Source organism: Terrabacter ginsenosidimutans, from assembly GCF_039539425.1.
In the GTDB taxonomy this organism is placed as follows: domain Bacteria; phylum Actinomycetota; class Actinomycetes; order Actinomycetales; family Dermatophilaceae; genus Terrabacter; species Terrabacter ginsenosidimutans.
On sequence record NZ_BAABDC010000001.1, the window covers coordinates 823997 to 838466 of the forward strand.

The following is a 14470-nucleotide window of genomic DNA, read 5'->3' on the forward strand; positions in this document are numbered from 1 at the left end:
GCGGGCGGCGGCTTGGGTAGGCCCTGTCGAGCGTGCGGTCGGCCCGTCGGCTCAGCTGCGGCCGAGGAGCCGGCGCCACCACGAAGGCCGTGCCTCGAGCTCGACGGCACGCGCCGCGGCCCGCTCCTCGCGGGCCCGGCGCTGCTGCTCCCCGAGCTCGGCCCGCAGGGGACGCCAGCGCTCGACCATCTCGTCGGCGTCGAGCGTCTTGGCGATGAGGGGCGGCAGGTTGCCGACGGCCGGACGCAGCCGGTCGGCGAGGACGCGCCTGTTGTAGTCCTCGATGATCTCGCGGACCTGCGCCTCGGTGCGCACGTCGACGAGGGACTCGGGATAGCCCGCCGCCTCCTTGCGCAGGGCGAGCGCCCCCGGGAGTGCGCCGCCGAGGTCGAGGTTCTCCCGCGCCGCGAACCGCTTGACCCACCAGTCGGGGTCACCGGAGTCGCTGAGGTCGAGGGGCTTGCCGGCACCGGGCAGGTTGTCGAACTCCCCACGCTCCTGCGCCTCGCGGATCTGCTTCTCCACGGCGCTCTCCCAGTACGGCTGGCCCGTCATGCCGACCACGCTAACCGACGCCGTGACGGACATCCGCGTCTGCGACTCGGGCATGGTTCACGCGCGGAGCGCCATCGAGGCCGGGGCGGGGGGACTGCCCTCAGTCGGGCGGCCCGTCTCGCCGCACGAGCAGGGCTGCGGTCTCACCGTCACCGAGCTCGAGGCGGTCGCCGTCGACGACGAACGCCCGGGGTGCGTCGAGCAGGGCGAGCAGGCGCTGCTCCTGCTCCATCGCCCCGGGGGGCCCGGCCATGCGGGTCGTGGCGGCATCGAGGACCGCGAGCGTCCCGTCGGCGACCTTGTAGCGGCCCATGACCCGGTTGACTCCTGTGGTGCCGGTGACCCGGCCGTCCTCGCCGAACGCCAGCTGCGGCCTCGGGTCGGCCGTCACCGCGCCGCCGAGCTCCTGGACCACCCACGACGTGCCCGCGATCGCGCTGTCTGCCATCCGCCCACGGTATCCGGATGCGCCCTGACGGATGCATGGACGAGTACGCGTACGGACGCGGGCGACACCCCGCTCGGAGCATCGTGGGCACATGACGGAGCAGGACTCGCCGACAGCGGCGGCGGTGTGGGCTGTGGCCCTCGTCGTCGTGACGGGCGCCGTGCTCGCCGCGCTCGACTGGGCGGTGCTCGTCCTGCACGGCCTCACCTACGGGATGGCGCAGGTGATCGGCACGTCCGAGCTGTCACCCCCCGACACCGACCGCTACGGCTGGGCCCTTGCCGTGGGCGTGGTCGTCGACGTCGTCGCCACGGCCGCGGTGCTGTGGCTGCTCCGGCACGCCGCCGTGCAGTGGCCGTCGTGGGCGACCGCCCTGCTCGCCGCCGCCGTCGGCGGTGTCGTCGCTGCGTGCGCCCTGCTCGCCGTGCTCGGGATCAACCCGCTCGACGTGCTGCCGTTCCGGTGACGGCGCCGACCTTCACCACTTCGCAGTCTTCGCCGCCACCCGGGGCGAGGAGCCGTTGACCTACGAGCTCTCGCTCCCAGCGCCCGACCGCTGAGTCGGGGCGTGGCCGTCCGGCTGCTCGCCCCCGCCTCGCCGGGCCTGCACGACCGCGATGACGAGGCATGCGACGAGCCCCAGGACGAGGAGCGGCAGGGCTGCGAGGTAGCCGAGCAGGATCACCATGTCGGAGGGCGGGGGCGTGCAGCCGAAGCCGAGACCGGTGCACTGACCGGAGGCATTGTGGTCCGGGAGCAGCAGGTGCAGGGCGAGCACGAGGACCGCAGGCGCGACCCAGAGCAGCCCGAGGGCGACGAGGTAGGGGCGGAGGCTGCGTCGGTGCACCGCACCAGCCTCGCCGGCCACCGGACGAGCCGCATCCGCGCCTCTACTCAGGCCGGGGCCGGCCAGGTGTCACAGCTCCTTGCGGAGGTGCACGTCGGCCGCGTCCGGCGTCGGCACTCCCTGCCAGCGGAAGATCTCGCGGTAGCCCTGCTTCTCGTAGAAGCCCGGCGCCTGGAACGTGAACGAGGTGACGAAGACGTGCGTGCAGCCGCGCGAGCGCGCCTCGGCCTCGAAGTCGGTCAGCAGCCGCTCGCCCAGGCCCGTGCCCCGCGCGGCCTCCCGGACCCACGTCATGCCGATGCCGGCGGCGACGCCCCACGTCCAGCCGCTGACACCTGCGGCGAGCTCGCCCGACGCGTCGACGACCCGGACGGTCAGCTCGCGCGCGGCCGGTGTGCCCGCGGTCGCCGCGGCGTTGACGGCGTCGAGCTCGTCGGACAGTCGCTGGTCGAGGGCGGCGTCGGCCTCGCCGACCGCGAACGAGTACGCCTCAGGCAGGGTGCGGTTCATGACGGGCGATCCTGCCACGCCGACGGGGTGCGCCGTCCAGGACCGCGCACCCCGTCGTCCCCCGCCGTCCCGCGTCAGGCCCGGGTGTTGGAGCTGCGCACCCAGCTGCCCGTCGCGGGAACGTAGCCCTCGATGGTCGAGGGGAGCGAGACCCGCGTGTTGCAGTCGATGACGGAGTAGTGCAGGTGCGGCGCGCTCGCGGCGCCCGTCATGCCGGTGTAGCCGATGATGCGGCCCTGCGGGACCCAGTTGCCCGGCTCGTAGAAGGACTGGTTGAGGTGGGCGTACTGCGTGCACTGGCCGTTGGGGTGACGGATGATCACCTCGATGCCGTTCTGCCAGTAGGGCGACCAGTTGGAGATGACGATGGTGCCTCCCTGCGTGGCCGAGACCTCGTAGTTGGCCGGCAGCGCCAGGTCCCACGCGTAGCGGTTGTAGGCGTCCGTGTGCGAGTAGCCGCCGCCGTTGCCCTGGCTGACCTGGTAGCTCTCCCCTGCCGGGTAGGGCGCCTCGAAGTAGCCGGCCGCCGTGGCTGAGGTCGCCCCGGTGAAGGCCGTCGTGGCGGCGAGCGCGACGGCGCTGACGAGCACGCCGACCCTGCGGGCCAGCGCGTTCTTCTTCTTGCGTCCCGGGCCGGCGACGGTGGTCTTTCCGAACATGTGAGTCGTCCTCTCGCTGGGTGGTGTGGCACGTGCGGAGGCCCAGTCCAGCCAGCGACGGCACCGGCGGCAATCCTTCAAGCACCCGACTTGATCGTTCCGCGACTCGGGTGGCGGGCCCGGGGGCGTCGTGCGACGGTGAGCACGCCCCCTGCACTGAATGTCGCCATCAGCGAGGAGCGGTCGTGCTGCGCTACGAGATGACGCCCACTGACGTGAGCACCTGCAGGTTCGGCATCTCGCCACTCAACGAGATGTGCCTGTCGTTGCGGAGCCTGCGTGCCCCCGGCGCCTACGGCCCCCGCGTCGCCCAGGCCTTCCTGGCGATGCCCGAGTCCCGCGACCACCGGGAGACGCTGCTGGCGCTCGTCAACGACGAGTTCTCGACGCCCGACGTCATCAACCCCCGGCCCGAGTCTCCCTCGCCGCGGCTCGCCGTGGAGATGAGGTGCGTCGCGTCCGCGCCGGCATCGGTGCTGACCCAGGACCTCGAGCGGCTCTGGCACGACGGCGTGCCCACGGCGGTGCGGGGACCGTCAGCCGTGGTGATGACTCGCGTCCTGAGCGCCCTCGAGGCCTACTGGACGTGGGCGTTCGCCGCCTTCTGGGCGAGCCACCGGAGCATCCTCGAGGCCGACGTCCGCCACCGCGCGTCCCAGTCCGCCGGCTTCGGGCTCATGCACGCGCTGTCGGAGCTGCATCCCAGCATCACCGTCGACGACCTGGCCCTGAGCGCCCGCAGCCGGGTCGGGCCGTCCTACTCCGCTCCGGTGCGCGGGCGGCGACTCGTCTTCGTCCCGTCGCTGTTCACGCTCGCCGCGTCGCATCCGAGCAGCGACGCCGTCCCGCCGATGGTCATCTACCCGGCCCGTGGGCAGCGGCAGGAGCTGTCACCGACCTCGTCGGCCACGGCGACCGCGCTGCTCGGGCCGGCCAAGAGCGAGGTCATGCGGGCGCTCGTCGAACCCCGCACCACGACCGAGCTGGCCGCGATGCTCGGCAAGACGCCCTCGGCCGTCAACCAGCAGCTGCACGAGCTGCGCCGCGCCGGGCTCGTGCGCAGCGCCCGGTCCGGCAAGTCGGTGCTCTACTCGTTCACCGCGTCAGGCCAGGCACTCATGTCGTTCGGACCGGACGAGACATCCCGGGCAGCCTCGCCCTGACGCGGCCGGCACCGTCAGAGGCGCGCGATGACCTCGTCGAGCATCGCCTCGGTGAGCTTCCCCGTGAACGTGTTCTGCTGGCTGACGTGGTAGCTGCCCACGAGACGCACCGGGTGGCCCGCCGCCGTCCTCAGCACGACCTCGGCTCCGTGGCCGAACCTCGGCTTGGGGCGTGGCACGAGCCACCCCCGCCGCCGAGCGGCTCCCAGCGCCGCGTCCCACGCGATCGACCCGAGGGCGAGCATCGAGCGCAGGCGCGGCTCCGACAGCTCGAGGTCGCGGTCGAGCCACGGCGCGCACGTCTCCTTCTCCTCGGTCGTCGGCTTGTTCGCGGGCGGGGCGCACCGGACGGTCGCGACGATCCGCAGGCCGGTCAGCACGAGCCCGTCGCCCGAGGCGACCGACGTCGGCTGGCTCGCGTAGCCCCCTCGGTGGAGCGCGGCATACAACCAGTCGCCCGAGCGGTCGCCGGTGAACATGCGCCCGGTCCGGTTGGTGCCGTTGGCCGCCGGCGCCAGGCCGACGACGAGCACCTCCGCGTCGGGGTCACCGAACGACGGGCCCGGACGTCCCCAGTAGGGCTGGTCGGCGAACGCCGCGCGGCGCCCCTCGGTCGCCACCGACTCGCGCCACTCGACGAGCCGCGGGCACGCGCGGCACACGCTGACGCGGGCATCGAGCTCGCGAATGCCGTCCGCCCCCTTGGCGAGCCGGCGCACCTGCGCAGGCGTGGCCGCCACCGGGGTCTCGGCTGCTGCGGGGTCACCCGGCCATCCGGTTCCGGGCGGGACCGGCGACAGGAAGAGGCCTCCCGTGACGGGGTGCTGGGCCGGGTTCGGCATGGCGGCAGGGCACATGGCCCCACGCTAGGCGGGGACCGGGGCGGACGGCATACGCACCCGCCGGAGACGTGAGACGGTGCAGGGGGCTGGCCACTGAACCGGAGCAGGCGCGCAGGCGTCTTCGGACAGGGAGCACCAGTGAGGAGGTGGCGGCGGCATGCCGCTCGACGACGAGGCGGTCGCGGAGATCTACCGCGAGCACGGGCCGATGCTGCGGCGGGTCGTGTGGCGCGCGACCAGCGACGCGAACCGTGTGGAGGACATCGTCCAGGAGGTCATCCTGCGCGTCTGGAAGCAGGCGCCCGAGGCAGAGAACCTGCGCGCCTACCTCATCACCACCGCGCGGCACCTCATCGTCGACCAGTACCGCGCCGCCGGCCGCCGGCCCCAGCAGGCGCAGCTCGTCGAGATCGCCGAGCAGGACTCCGCCCTCGACCGAGCCCTCGACCAGGTCCTCGTCGAGGAGGCCCTCGGCCGGCTCCAGGCCAACCACCGTGAGATCGTGCGCTGCCTCTACTACGAACGGCTGACCGTCGCCGAGACGTCAGCGCGGGTCGGGGTGCCAGAGGGCACCGTGAAGTCCCGCGCCTACTACGCCGTGCGCAACCTGCGTGTCATCCTCGACGAGATGGGAGTGACCCGATGAACCCCGGATCGGACGACCTGCACGTGCTGCTCGGCGCGTACGTGCTCGGTGGCCTGTCCGACGAGGACCACCGCGCCTACAGCGAGCACCTGCGCACCTGCGTCCCGTGCCAGACGGAGCTCGGTCAGGTCTCGGGGCTCCCGCGGCTGCTCGACCTCGCCGGCCCCGAGGGTGGTCCGCACCTGGCCGTGCCGGACGGAGGTGCCCTGGCCGTGCCGGCCTCCCACCTGACCGAGCCCGACGACGAGCACGTCACGACGCTGCTCGCCGAGGTCGCCCGCCGCCGTCGCCGCCGCCGCCGCTGGGTCTCGGCCCTGGCGGCCGCGGCGGCAGCGGTGTTCTTCGTCGGCGGGGCGTGGCTCGGACCGAAGCTGACGGAGCCGACCACCCCTGCGCTGCCGACCACCCACGTCGTGGCAGCCCCGGCACCCGGGTCGTCGGTCAGGGTCGAGGTCGCCCTCGTGGCACGCGGCTGGGGCACGCAGCTCGACCTGAACTGCGAGGACATGCCCACCAACGGCGAGCTGCTGCTCTACGTGATCGACCGCAACGGCAGGGCGACCACGGCCGCGTCCTGGCGTGGCACAGCGACGGGCTACTCGAAGCTGACCGGCGCAACGGCATTGCGCCCCAGCGAGATCCAGGCGCTCGAGGTGCGAACCGGCACGGGCCAGGTCCTCGCTTCGGCCCGGACCTGAGCGCGGCTCAGAGACCGGTGGGCAGCTGGGTCCGTGGCGGCGTGACCGTGACCTTGGGCCCGTCGAAGGTGACCTGGCTCAGCCACATGGTGCGGCCGGGCACCTCGGAGCCGATCGAGTCGGGAGCCCACGCGTGGTAGACCATGAGCACCCGGCCGTCCTTTGTCTCCAGCAGGGCGCAGTGGCCCGGCCCGGCCGCGACGTCGGTGCTCGTCAGGACCGGGTCCGCGTCCTTGGTGAACGGGCCGGTCGGCGACGAGGACGTCGCGTGCCCCACGGCGTACTTGTCGCTGCCGTAGTCGTTGGCGGAGTAGAAGAGGTGGAAGACGCCGTCGCGCTCCCACACGAAGGGTGCCTCGACGAGGGTCCCCTCCCAGGGGAGGTCCTGTCGGATCAGGCGCTTCGGCTCACCCTCGAGCCGCGTCCCGTCGGCCGACAGGCGCTGCACCGAGATCCACGTGTCCATGCCGACGGCGTTGCCGTCGTTCTTCCAGTAGAGGTATGCCGTGCCGTCCTCGGCGACGAAGGGTGACGCGTCGATCGACCCGCCCTGCTCCTGCTCGCACACGAGTGGCTTGCTGCTCGTGTCGCGGTAGGGGCCCTTGGGGTCGTCGGCGACGGCCAGGCCGATGCACTGGATGGCCGGGTCGGGCGCCATCGTCGTGTAGTACATGACCCACTTCGTGCCGAACCGGTGTGCCTCGGGAGCCCACACCTTGCCGGGCGTGCTCCACGAGGCGACCTGGGGCAGGGCGTCGCTGCCCTGCGTCCAGGTGGCGAGGTCGTCGCTCAGGAGCGTCTGGACGTTCATGCCGTTGCCGTTCGTCGCGATCGCCACCCAGCGGTCCCCGTCGGGCAGGATCTGCGGGTCGGGGAAGTTGCTCGGCCAGACGGGGTTCGTCGCGGCTCCGGTCGTGGGAGCGGCAGGGGTGGTCACGGTGCCTCCGGAGGGGGTCTCGGGCCCGCCCCCGCAGCCGGCGAGGAGCACGGCTGCGAGAGCGAGGGCCACGGTGGTGAGGGCGGTCTGGGCGTTGCGGGTGCGGCTCATCCTGCCGCCGGGTCGGCCGGCCAGCTCGACGCGTAGAAGCGCAGGTGGTCGACCTCGGCGGTGACGGCCGGTGCCGCGCCTCCGTGGGCGACGAGCCCGATGCGCGGGTCGGTGCCGGCGCGGAAGGTCCACGTGGCTCCCCACGTCCAGTGCACGCCGTCCCGGCTCGTGCCCGCCCGGTAGAGGTGCTCCCCCGCGGCGTTGCGGTGGTGGGCGAGCCGCAGCCACAGCGTCGGGGCGGAGGTGCCGATGACGGCGCCGCCGTAGCTCGTCGGGGCACCGGGGGCGGGGGCCGCCTCCGGGTCGGCCGCGGTCTCACGGCCGAACTCGGTCTGGCGGGTGTTCCAGATGGCGACGTTGGACAGGCGCGCGAAGTCGTCGTCGGTCTCGTACGCGACGAGCCCGACCTGCTGGTAGTTGCGCACGGTGTCGACGCCGAGGTCGAGCGTCGTCTTGGCCTCGGCGATCCAGTCGCCGTCGCCGGGGGCGTCGTGGAGCAGGACGCTCGCCGTGTTGCCACCGCCGACGAGGTCGGTGCCCTCGACGGGCCAGCGCAGGCTCCCGCCCGAGACCGTGACGGCCGGGTTGCGCCGCACCCAGGTGAAGCCGGCGAGGCTCGGGTCGTCGAACTCCTCCGCCGAGAGGAGGGCGCCGGCCTCGGGCACGGGCGCGAGCGTCGGCGCATCGGCCGCGGCCGGGTTGACCACGACGTTGTCGACGACCGCACTGCTGCTGCTGAGGCGCACCGGCGCAGCGGCGGGACGGGCGTCACCGGCCACCTTCACCCGCGACACGACGTCGGCGAGGTCGCTCTCGCTGACCTCGGCGCTGAGCCCGTCGGCCGTCGCCTCCACGGTCAGCGTGCGCCACGCTCCGGCCGGGAGTGCGGGCAGTGTCGTCGTGGACGAGCGGACGGTGCCGTCGCGGTCGACCTGGGCCGTGAGGCGCCCACCCTTGGGGTCGAGCGTGACCTTGACGGCCGGGTCGCGCCCGAGCAGGACCCGGAGCGGCTCGGTGCCGCGGTGGTCGAGGCGCACGTGGAGCGGCCCGGCCGGCGCCTGCGCACTCGTCGAGGCGGTGCCGTGCACCAGTCCGGTGTCCCCGGTGACGGCGTCGACGGGTCCGTCAGCCAGCCCCGTGAAGCCCCCCGCCGGCGGGTCGGTCGGCGTGATCCCGAGCCCCGATGCCAGCGTGGGCGCGGGCTGCGGCGCATCCGAGGGTCCGGCCCCGGCGCGGGTGCGCGGCCAGCCGTCGACCCAGTCGAGGCGGTCGAGCAGCATGGGCCGGCGGTTGATCCCGAACGGCGTCGTCAGCCACGGGTTGGTGCGGTCGATCGCGTGGTAGGCGACGAAGTCGCGTCCCTCGGCGTCCGTGACCACCGCGTGGTGGCCGGCCCCGACGAAGCGGTTGCCGTTCTGCGTCAGCACGGTCGTGCCGCCGACGCGGGAGGTGAGCAGCGGGGTGCCCTCGGCGTCGACGAACGGACCGAGCGGTGAGCGCGACCGGCCGGCGAAGACGGAGTAGCCCGTCGTCGGGCCGGCGCAGCAGTTCGCGGCCGAGCCCATGAGGTAGTAGAAGTCGCCGTGGCGCACGACGTAGGAGCCCTCGTAGCGGTTGTCGACGGCGACCTGGGTCGCCGCGCCCACCGGGGTCAGCCCGTCGGCAGACATCCGGGTCACCCACAGACCGCCGAAGTAGCTGCCGTAGTAGAGGTAGCGCCGGCCCTCGGCGTCGGTGAAGCCCGCCGGGTCGAACGTCCAGAGGAACCCGCCACCCGACGCCGGCCGGGGTGGGACGGCCGGCGCGGGGGCGGGAGTCCAGGGACCCGACGGCGAGGGCGCCGTCGCAGCGCCGATCGCGGAGTCGTCGCCGGGGTTGAGCGTCGTGTCCGTCACGGTGAAGTAGAGGACGTATCGCCCTGCGACGTAACGGATGTCAGGCGCCCACAGGCCAGCCGTCGGGGTCGCCCACGACGGCCGGTTGCCGGCGTCGAAGACGGTGCCGAGGTACTCCCAGCTCGACCAGTCGCGGGTGCGCGCCATGTGCATGGCACCCGGCGCCTGACCCGCCTTGAGCGGGTCGGACGTCGCGTAGGCGTACCACCAGCCGTCGCGCCCGCGGATCACCGACGGGTCGGCGAACGTGTCCGAGAACGAGTCCGAGACGGCGTTGTCGTATGCCGTGTGCCCCGGCCCCGCAGGCACGGAACCGGCCGCCGGGGGCCCGGCGGACGGCATACGCGTTCCTGACGCGGGCGCGGCGGCTGTGAGACCAACGGCGGCGACGAGGGCTGCGAGACAGGCGGTTCCGCGGCGAAGGGCGCGGGCACGCTGGGAGGTCAGGGAACGCATACGGACTCCTCAGCCCTTGACGCCGCTGCTGGCGACGCCCTCGATGACGTAGCGCTGCACGAAGACGTAGAGCGCGAGGACGGGGATCGCGGCGAGCATGGCGCCTGCCATGACCACGGGGTAGTCGATCGTGTAGGCGCCCTGGAGCCGGCTGAGGCCGGCGGGCAGCGTGAGTCGCTCCGGCGAGAAGAGGACGTAGATCGGCCAGATGAAGTCGTTCCAGTTGGCGAGGTAGCTGAGCACGGCGAGGGTGACGAGCGCGGGCTTCGCGTTCGGCAGCACGATCGACCACCACGTGCGGAACGGCCCGGCGCCGTCGAGCCGTGCGCTCTCCTCGAGCTCCTTCGGCAGCCCCGAGAAGAACTGCCGCATGAAGAAGACACCGAACGCACCCGCCGCCCCGGGCACCACGAGCGCCCAGATCTGGTCGAGCCAGCCGAGCTTGTCGAGGAGCAGGAAGTTCGGCATCAGGAAGATGAAGCCCGGCACGAAGAGCGTGAGGATGATGGCGGTGAAGATCGCGTTCTTGAAGCGGAACTCCATGCGGGCCAGGGCATAGCCGGCCAGGGAGCACACGACGAGGACGAGCGCGGCGTGCATCGTCGCGGCCGCCATCGAGTTGAGGAACCACCTGCCCACGGGGCTCGCGGCGTCCTGGAAGAAGAGGACGTCGAAGGCACGCAGGCTCGGCTGCGACGGGAAGTAGGTCGGCGGGACGGTGCGCGACTCGTCCTGCGACTTGAACGCCGTGAGCAGCGCGAGCAGCAGGGGACCGATGAAGACCAGGCTGAGGGCGCCCATGCCGAGCCAGAAGAGGGGTCCGTTGCGGCGCCTCATGACTTCTTCTCCCTCAGTGCCCAGAAGTTGACGAGCGAGATGAGGGCGAGGAAGACGGCGAGCACGTAGCTCATCGCCGACGCCTGGCCCATGCGGTACTGGGAGAGACCGAGGTCGGTGATCTCCATGATGGCCGTGCGGGTCGACTCGCCCGGTCCACCCTTGGTGATGAGGTAGCTCTGGCCGAACATGTTGGCGCTGGCGAGCACCGTCGTGACGACGACGAAGATCAGCACCGGTCGCAGGCCGGGGATGGTGATGTAGCGCAGCTTCTGCCACGCGGTGGCTCCGTCGAGCTCGGCCGCCTCGTAGTGCTCGGCGGGGATGTCGCCGAGGCCGGCGAGGTAGATGACGGCGTTGAAGCCGATGGTCCACCAGACCGTGACGGCGGCCAGGGAGATCCACGCCCACGGCTGCTCGGTCGTCCACGCGGTGTTGTCCGGCAGGCCCAGGGCCCCGAGCAGTCCGTTGACCATGCCGAAGGAGGGGTCGAGCAGGTAGCGCCACATGAGCCCGACGACCGCGACGCCGAGGACGAACGGTGCGAAGAACACGGCCCGGAAGAAGGTGCGCCCCGGGAACTTCCGGTTCAGCAGGATCGCGAGCAGCAGCGGCAGCACGACGAGGAACGGCACGCTGATGACGACGAAGATGGCCGTCGCCTTCATGCCGTTCCAGAACGGCTGGAACTGCGGCGAGCCGCTGTCGAGCAGGTCGGCGTAGTTCTGCAGGCCGACGAAGGGCTTCTTGGGCAGCAGGAAGTCCCAGTCGTGCAGGGAGATCCAGATGCCGAGGACGCCCGGGACCGCGACGAAGGTGATGAAGAGGAGCAGGAACGGCGAGAGGAAGAGGTAGGGCGTCCACCGCGAGCCGTGGATGCCGGATGTCGCTCCCCGGGAGCGACGCCCACCCGGCGCAGGCGTCGCTCCCGAGGGCGGTCTCGTGGGCTGTGTCGTGGTCACAGCCATGGTGTCAGCCGCCGTACTTCTTGGCGTTGGCCTCGAGGATCTTCGTCGCGCGGCCGGCGGCGTCGGACAGGACCGTCTTGGGGTCCTGGCCACCGAGGATCGCGGCGTTGACGGCCTTGTCGAACTCCGGCATCGCGTCACCGATACCGGCGACTGCCGGCGGGAAGTGCAGGTCGTCGATCTGGGTGGCGAGGGTCGCCTGGTCGGTGAGCGCCTTGAACTCGGCCGACTCGCGCACCGAGTTGCGGGCCGGCACCTGACCGCCCTTGGCCCACTCGAGGCTCTTCGTGCTGATCCAGTTGAGGAAGACGCGCGAGGCCGTCTGCTTGTTCTCGTCGGGCGTACGCGACGTGGGCAGGATGAACTGGTGCGAGCCGGCCCACGCGGCCTTGGTGCCACCGATGTTGGGGATCGGCGCGACGCCCCACTCGAGGCCGGACTTCTCCTTGAGCGTGTTGATGGTCCAGATGCCGTTCCAGTTGAAGGCGGTCTTGCCGTTCTGGAGGGCGACGAGGTCGGCGTCCTGGGCGATCTTCGCGGCCGAGTAGCCCTGCTTGACGAGGTCCTGGAACCAGGTCAGCGCCTTGACGCCGGCGTCGTCGGCCCACAGCACCTGCTTGGCGTCGTCGGAGAAGAGCGAGCCGCCGAACTGGTAGATGAGCGACTGGATGCTGAGGCCGCCGGTGAAGGGGAAGGGGCTGGCCCAGTGGCCCTCGATGCCCTTGCCCTTCATGCTCTCGAGCGCGGCCATGTACTCGTCGTTCGTCATCGGCGGCTTCTCGGGGTCGATGCCGCCCTTCTCCATGACCGTCTTGTTGTAGAAGAAGCCGAGCGGGTGCACGTCGAGCGGGATGGAGTAGCGCTTGCCGTTGTAGATGCCGGCCTTCCACGGCACGGGCGCGAAGTCCGCCTCGCTGAGCTTGAGGGCCGCGGCCACGTCGTCGAGGGGCTGGATCACGTTGCGGGCGGCGTTCGTCGCGACGGAGTCGACGTGCATGATGCCGATGTCGGGACCCTTGCCGGCCGTGACGGCGGCGGGCAGCTTCGCGTAGTAGTCGGCCCACTGCATCGTGTTCATGCTGACGGCGATGTTCTGGTGCTCGGAGTTGAACTGGTCGACGAGGCGCTTCATGAAGGGGCCGTCACCGCCGGTGAAGCCGTTCCAGAACTGCAGGGCCACCTTGGGACCGGAGTAGCCCGTGGCGCCGCCGCCCGCCGACACGGCCGGGGCCTGGCCGGGGACCGCACCCGAACCCGAGCCGCACGCGGTCAGGCCGGCGATGCCCGCGATGCCGAGCGCCCCCGAGAGGATGGTGCGCCGGGTGAGCGGCGAGGCTGCTGAGGTGGTGTTCGTCATTGAACGGTCCCTTCGGTGAGTCGGATGCAGTGCCAGGAGGTGGGCGGCAGGGTTGCCGTGAGGGTGGTGCGATCGGTGCCGCCGACCGCCGCGTCCCCCGCGTGCGGGGTCACCCGGTCGGGGTGTTCCTCGGTGTTGCTGGCCGAGGTGTCGTCGTCGTGCACCTGGAGGTGCTCGACGAGGGCGTATGCCGTGGGGGTGCCCCCCACGGCCGCCGCGACGTCGAGCGTCAGCTCGGCCGTCTCGGTGCGGCTCCGGTTGACCACGAAGACGGCGAGGTCGCCGGTCCCGGGGTCGTGCGTCGCGGTGACGACGAGCTGGTCGACGGGCCCGAAGGCCTTGGTCTCCACCGTGTCGCAGGCGACGGCTGGGCGCAGCACGGTGCCCCGGGCATGCTGCGCCGTGAGCGCGAAGGGGTGGAAGATCGTCTGCTTCCACGAGGCCCCACCGGGGCGGGTGGCGATGGGGGCGATGACGTTGACGAGCTGGGCCTGGCACGCCATGGAGACCCGGTCGGTGTGCTGGAGCAGGGTGATGAGCAGGCTCCCGACGACCACGGCGTCGGTCACGTCGTAGACGTCCTCGATGAGCTCCGGGGCCTCGCGGATCGCGAGCGAGCTCTCGCCGTGGAAGCGGTCCTGGAACCACACGTTCCACTCGTCGAAGGAGACCATGATCCGCTTGTCGGAGCCCTTGACGGCGGCGACGTGGTCGGCCGTCGCGACGACGGACTCGATGAAGCGGTGCATGTCCTCGCCGCTCGCGAGGAACGAGTCGACGTCGCCGTCGAGGGGCTCGTAGTAGGCGTGGGCCGAGATGTGGTCGACGAGGTCGAAGCACCGCTCGAGGACGACGCGCTCCCACGTGCCGAAGGTCGGCATGCCGCGGTTGGACGACCCGCATGCGACGAGCTCGAGGGTGTCGTCGACCCGGCGCATGGCGCGGGCGGTCTCCTCGGCGACCCTGGCGTACTCCTCGGCGGTCTTGTGGCCCATCTGCCAGGGGCCGTCCATCTCGTTGCCGAGGCACCACACGCGCACGTCGTGCGGCTCGACGTGCCCGTTCTTGGCGCGACGGTCGGGCCAGGACGTGCCGGTCTCGGCGTTGCAGTAGAGCAGCAGGTCGATGGCCTCCTGCACGCCGCGGGTGCCGAGGTTGACGGCCATCATCGGCTCGACGCCGACGCCGCGGGCCCAGTCGACGAAGTCGTCGGTGCCGACCTGGTTGGTCTCGACCGAGCGCCAGGCGAGGTCGAGCTGGGTGGGCCGGTCGGCCTTGGGGCCGACGCCGTCCTCCCAGCGGTAGTTGGAGACGAAGTTGCCCCCGGGGTAGCGCACGACGGTGACCCCGAGCTCCCGGACGAGCCGCGCGACGTCCTCTCGGAAGCCGAGCTCGTCGGCTTCGGGGTGGTCGGGCTCGTAGATGCCGGTGTAGACACACCGGCCCATGTGCTCGACGAAGGACCCGAAGATCCTCGGTCGGACCGGCCCCACCGCGAAGGCGGGGTCCAGTCGTACCGTCGCTGCTCCCATGCGGTCCTC

The 14470-nt window shown here is 71.9% G+C and carries 16 protein-coding genes; 4 read left to right on the forward strand and 12 right to left on the reverse strand.

The genetic code is table 11. The annotated features are described in order from the left end of the window. Window positions 1-51 precede the first annotated feature (51 nt). On the reverse strand, window positions 52-555 hold the full coding sequence (locus ABD831_RS03930; protein WP_344941794.1) for a DnaJ family domain-containing protein: 504 nt from the start codon (window positions 553-555) through the stop codon (window positions 52-54). Window positions 556-655: 100 nt separating this feature from the next. Next, window positions 656-1003, reverse strand: coding sequence for an META domain-containing protein (locus tag ABD831_RS03935; RefSeq protein WP_344941797.1), 348 nt, complete (start codon window positions 1001-1003; stop codon window positions 656-658). A 91-nt stretch (window positions 1004-1094) separates the two neighbouring features. On the opposite strand from ABD831_RS03935, the gene ABD831_RS03940 reads away from it, so the two are divergent. Further along, window positions 1095-1469 carry a hypothetical protein gene (locus ABD831_RS03940; RefSeq protein ID WP_344941800.1) on the forward strand — a complete coding sequence of 125 codons (375 nt, stop codon included), beginning with the start codon at window positions 1095-1097 and terminating at the stop codon, window positions 1467-1469. Between the two features lie 60 nt (window positions 1470-1529). On the opposite strand, the gene ABD831_RS03945 is transcribed toward ABD831_RS03940, so the two are convergent. The 3 genes from ABD831_RS03945 to ABD831_RS03955 all read right to left on the reverse strand — a co-directional run bounded on the left by ABD831_RS03945 (window position 1530) and on the right by ABD831_RS03955 (window position 3019). Continuing rightward, a complete protein-coding gene (locus ABD831_RS03945) occupies window positions 1530-1850 on the reverse strand; it encodes a hypothetical protein (protein ID WP_344941803.1) in 321 nt (106 codons plus the stop codon). A gap of 69 nt (window positions 1851-1919) precedes the next feature. After that, complete coding sequence (locus ABD831_RS03950) at window positions 1920-2360, reverse strand: GNAT family N-acetyltransferase (protein WP_344941805.1); 441 nt, start codon at window positions 2358-2360, stop codon at window positions 1920-1922. A gap of 74 nt (window positions 2361-2434) precedes the next feature. Beyond that, window positions 2435-3019 (reverse strand): M23 family metallopeptidase, encoded by a 585-nt coding sequence (locus ABD831_RS03955; protein WP_344941809.1) that lies wholly within the window; start codon window positions 3017-3019, stop codon window positions 2435-2437. A gap of 185 nt (window positions 3020-3204) precedes the next feature. On the opposite strand from ABD831_RS03955, the gene ABD831_RS03960 reads away from it, so the two are divergent. Further along, on the forward strand, window positions 3205-4182 hold the full coding sequence (locus tag ABD831_RS03960) for an ArsR/SmtB family transcription factor (RefSeq protein ID WP_344941812.1): 978 nt from the start codon (window positions 3205-3207) through the stop codon (window positions 4180-4182). Between the two features lie 14 nt (window positions 4183-4196). Here ABD831_RS03960 and ABD831_RS03965 read toward each other — a convergent pair whose 3' ends face one another. Further along, a complete protein-coding gene (locus ABD831_RS03965; RefSeq protein WP_344941816.1) occupies window positions 4197-5039 on the reverse strand; it encodes a uracil-DNA glycosylase in 843 nt (280 codons plus the stop codon). Window positions 5040-5181: 142 nt separating this feature from the next. Here ABD831_RS03965 and ABD831_RS03970 point away from each other — a divergent pair, with 142 nt between their 5' ends. Both ABD831_RS03970 and ABD831_RS03975 read left to right on the forward strand, forming a co-directional pair. Next, a complete protein-coding gene (locus ABD831_RS03970) occupies window positions 5182-5670 on the forward strand; it encodes a sigma-70 family RNA polymerase sigma factor (RefSeq protein ID WP_344941819.1) in 489 nt (162 codons plus the stop codon). Then, window positions 5667-6368 (forward strand): zf-HC2 domain-containing protein, encoded by a 702-nt coding sequence (locus ABD831_RS03975; RefSeq protein ID WP_344941822.1) that lies wholly within the window; start codon window positions 5667-5669, stop codon window positions 6366-6368. Before ABD831_RS03970 ends, ABD831_RS03975 begins: the two co-directional genes overlap by 4 nt. Before the next feature lie 7 nt (window positions 6369-6375). On the opposite strand, the gene ABD831_RS03980 is transcribed toward ABD831_RS03975, so the two are convergent. From ABD831_RS03980 to arfA, 6 genes are read right to left on the reverse strand one after another with little or no spacing between them, the layout of a single operon-like run. Further along, the gene (locus tag ABD831_RS03980) at window positions 6376-7416 is read right to left on the reverse strand and encodes a glycoside hydrolase family 43 protein (RefSeq protein WP_344941825.1); all 1041 of its coding nucleotides are present in this window, start codon (window positions 7414-7416) and stop codon (window positions 6376-6378) included. After that, window positions 7413-9767, reverse strand: a complete 2355-nt coding sequence (locus ABD831_RS03985; RefSeq protein ID WP_344941828.1) for a family 43 glycosylhydrolase — start codon at window positions 9765-9767, stop codon at window positions 7413-7415. The genes ABD831_RS03980 and ABD831_RS03985 overlap by 4 nt, the downstream gene beginning before the upstream one ends. A 9-nt stretch (window positions 9768-9776) precedes the next feature. Next, a complete protein-coding gene (locus ABD831_RS03990) occupies window positions 9777-10604 on the reverse strand; it encodes an ABC transporter permease subunit (protein ID WP_142175887.1) in 828 nt (275 codons plus the stop codon). Further along, window positions 10601-11572, reverse strand: coding sequence for a carbohydrate ABC transporter permease (locus tag ABD831_RS03995; RefSeq protein WP_344941832.1), 972 nt, complete (start codon window positions 11570-11572; stop codon window positions 10601-10603). The genes ABD831_RS03990 and ABD831_RS03995 overlap by 4 nt, the downstream gene beginning before the upstream one ends. A 4-nt stretch (window positions 11573-11576) precedes the next feature. Further along, window positions 11577-12929, reverse strand: a complete 1353-nt coding sequence (locus ABD831_RS04000; RefSeq protein ID WP_344941836.1) for an ABC transporter substrate-binding protein — start codon at window positions 12927-12929, stop codon at window positions 11577-11579. Further along, entirely contained in the window at window positions 12926-14461 is a 1536-nt protein-coding gene (arfA, locus tag ABD831_RS04005; protein ID WP_344941839.1) for an arabinosylfuranosidase ArfA, read from the reverse strand. Before arfA ends, ABD831_RS04000 begins: the two co-directional genes overlap by 4 nt. Between the last annotated feature and the right edge of the window lie 9 nt (window positions 14462-14470).

Excerpts from the sequence above, each read along its gene's own strand:
- arfA (WP_344941839.1), bottom strand. The coding sequence starts at position 14,461 with ATGGGAGCAGCGACGGTACGACTGGACCCCGCCTTCGCGGTGGGGCCG.
- ABD831_RS03970 (WP_344941819.1), top strand. The coding sequence starts at position 5,182 with ATGCCGCTCGACGACGAGGCGGTCGCGGAGATCTACCGCGAGCACGGG.
- ABD831_RS03990 (WP_142175887.1), bottom strand. The coding sequence starts at position 10,604 with ATGAGGCGCCGCAACGGACCCCTCTTCTGGCTCGGCATGGGCGCCCTC.
- ABD831_RS03930 (WP_344941794.1), bottom strand. The coding sequence starts at position 555 with ATGACGGGCCAGCCGTACTGGGAGAGCGCCGTGGAGAAGCAGATCCGC.
- ABD831_RS03940 (WP_344941800.1), top strand. The coding sequence starts at position 1,095 with ATGACGGAGCAGGACTCGCCGACAGCGGCGGCGGTGTGGGCTGTGGCC.
- ABD831_RS03955 (WP_344941809.1), bottom strand. The coding sequence starts at position 3,019 with ATGTTCGGAAAGACCACCGTCGCCGGCCCGGGACGCAAGAAGAAGAAC.
- ABD831_RS03965 (WP_344941816.1), bottom strand. The coding sequence starts at position 5,039 with ATGTGCCCTGCCGCCATGCCGAACCCGGCCCAGCACCCCGTCACGGGA.
- ABD831_RS03935 (WP_344941797.1), bottom strand. The coding sequence starts at position 1,003 with ATGGCAGACAGCGCGATCGCGGGCACGTCGTGGGTGGTCCAGGAGCTC.
- ABD831_RS03980 (WP_344941825.1), bottom strand. The coding sequence starts at position 7,416 with ATGAGCCGCACCCGCAACGCCCAGACCGCCCTCACCACCGTGGCCCTC.
- ABD831_RS03975 (WP_344941822.1), top strand. The coding sequence starts at position 5,667 with ATGAACCCCGGATCGGACGACCTGCACGTGCTGCTCGGCGCGTACGTG.
- ABD831_RS03950 (WP_344941805.1), bottom strand. The coding sequence starts at position 2,360 with ATGAACCGCACCCTGCCTGAGGCGTACTCGTTCGCGGTCGGCGAGGCC.
- ABD831_RS04000 (WP_344941836.1), bottom strand. The coding sequence starts at position 12,929 with ATGACGAACACCACCTCAGCAGCCTCGCCGCTCACCCGGCGCACCATC.
- ABD831_RS03995 (WP_344941832.1), bottom strand. The coding sequence starts at position 11,572 with ATGGCTGTGACCACGACACAGCCCACGAGACCGCCCTCGGGAGCGACG.
- ABD831_RS03985 (WP_344941828.1), bottom strand. The coding sequence starts at position 9,767 with ATGCGTTCCCTGACCTCCCAGCGTGCCCGCGCCCTTCGCCGCGGAACC.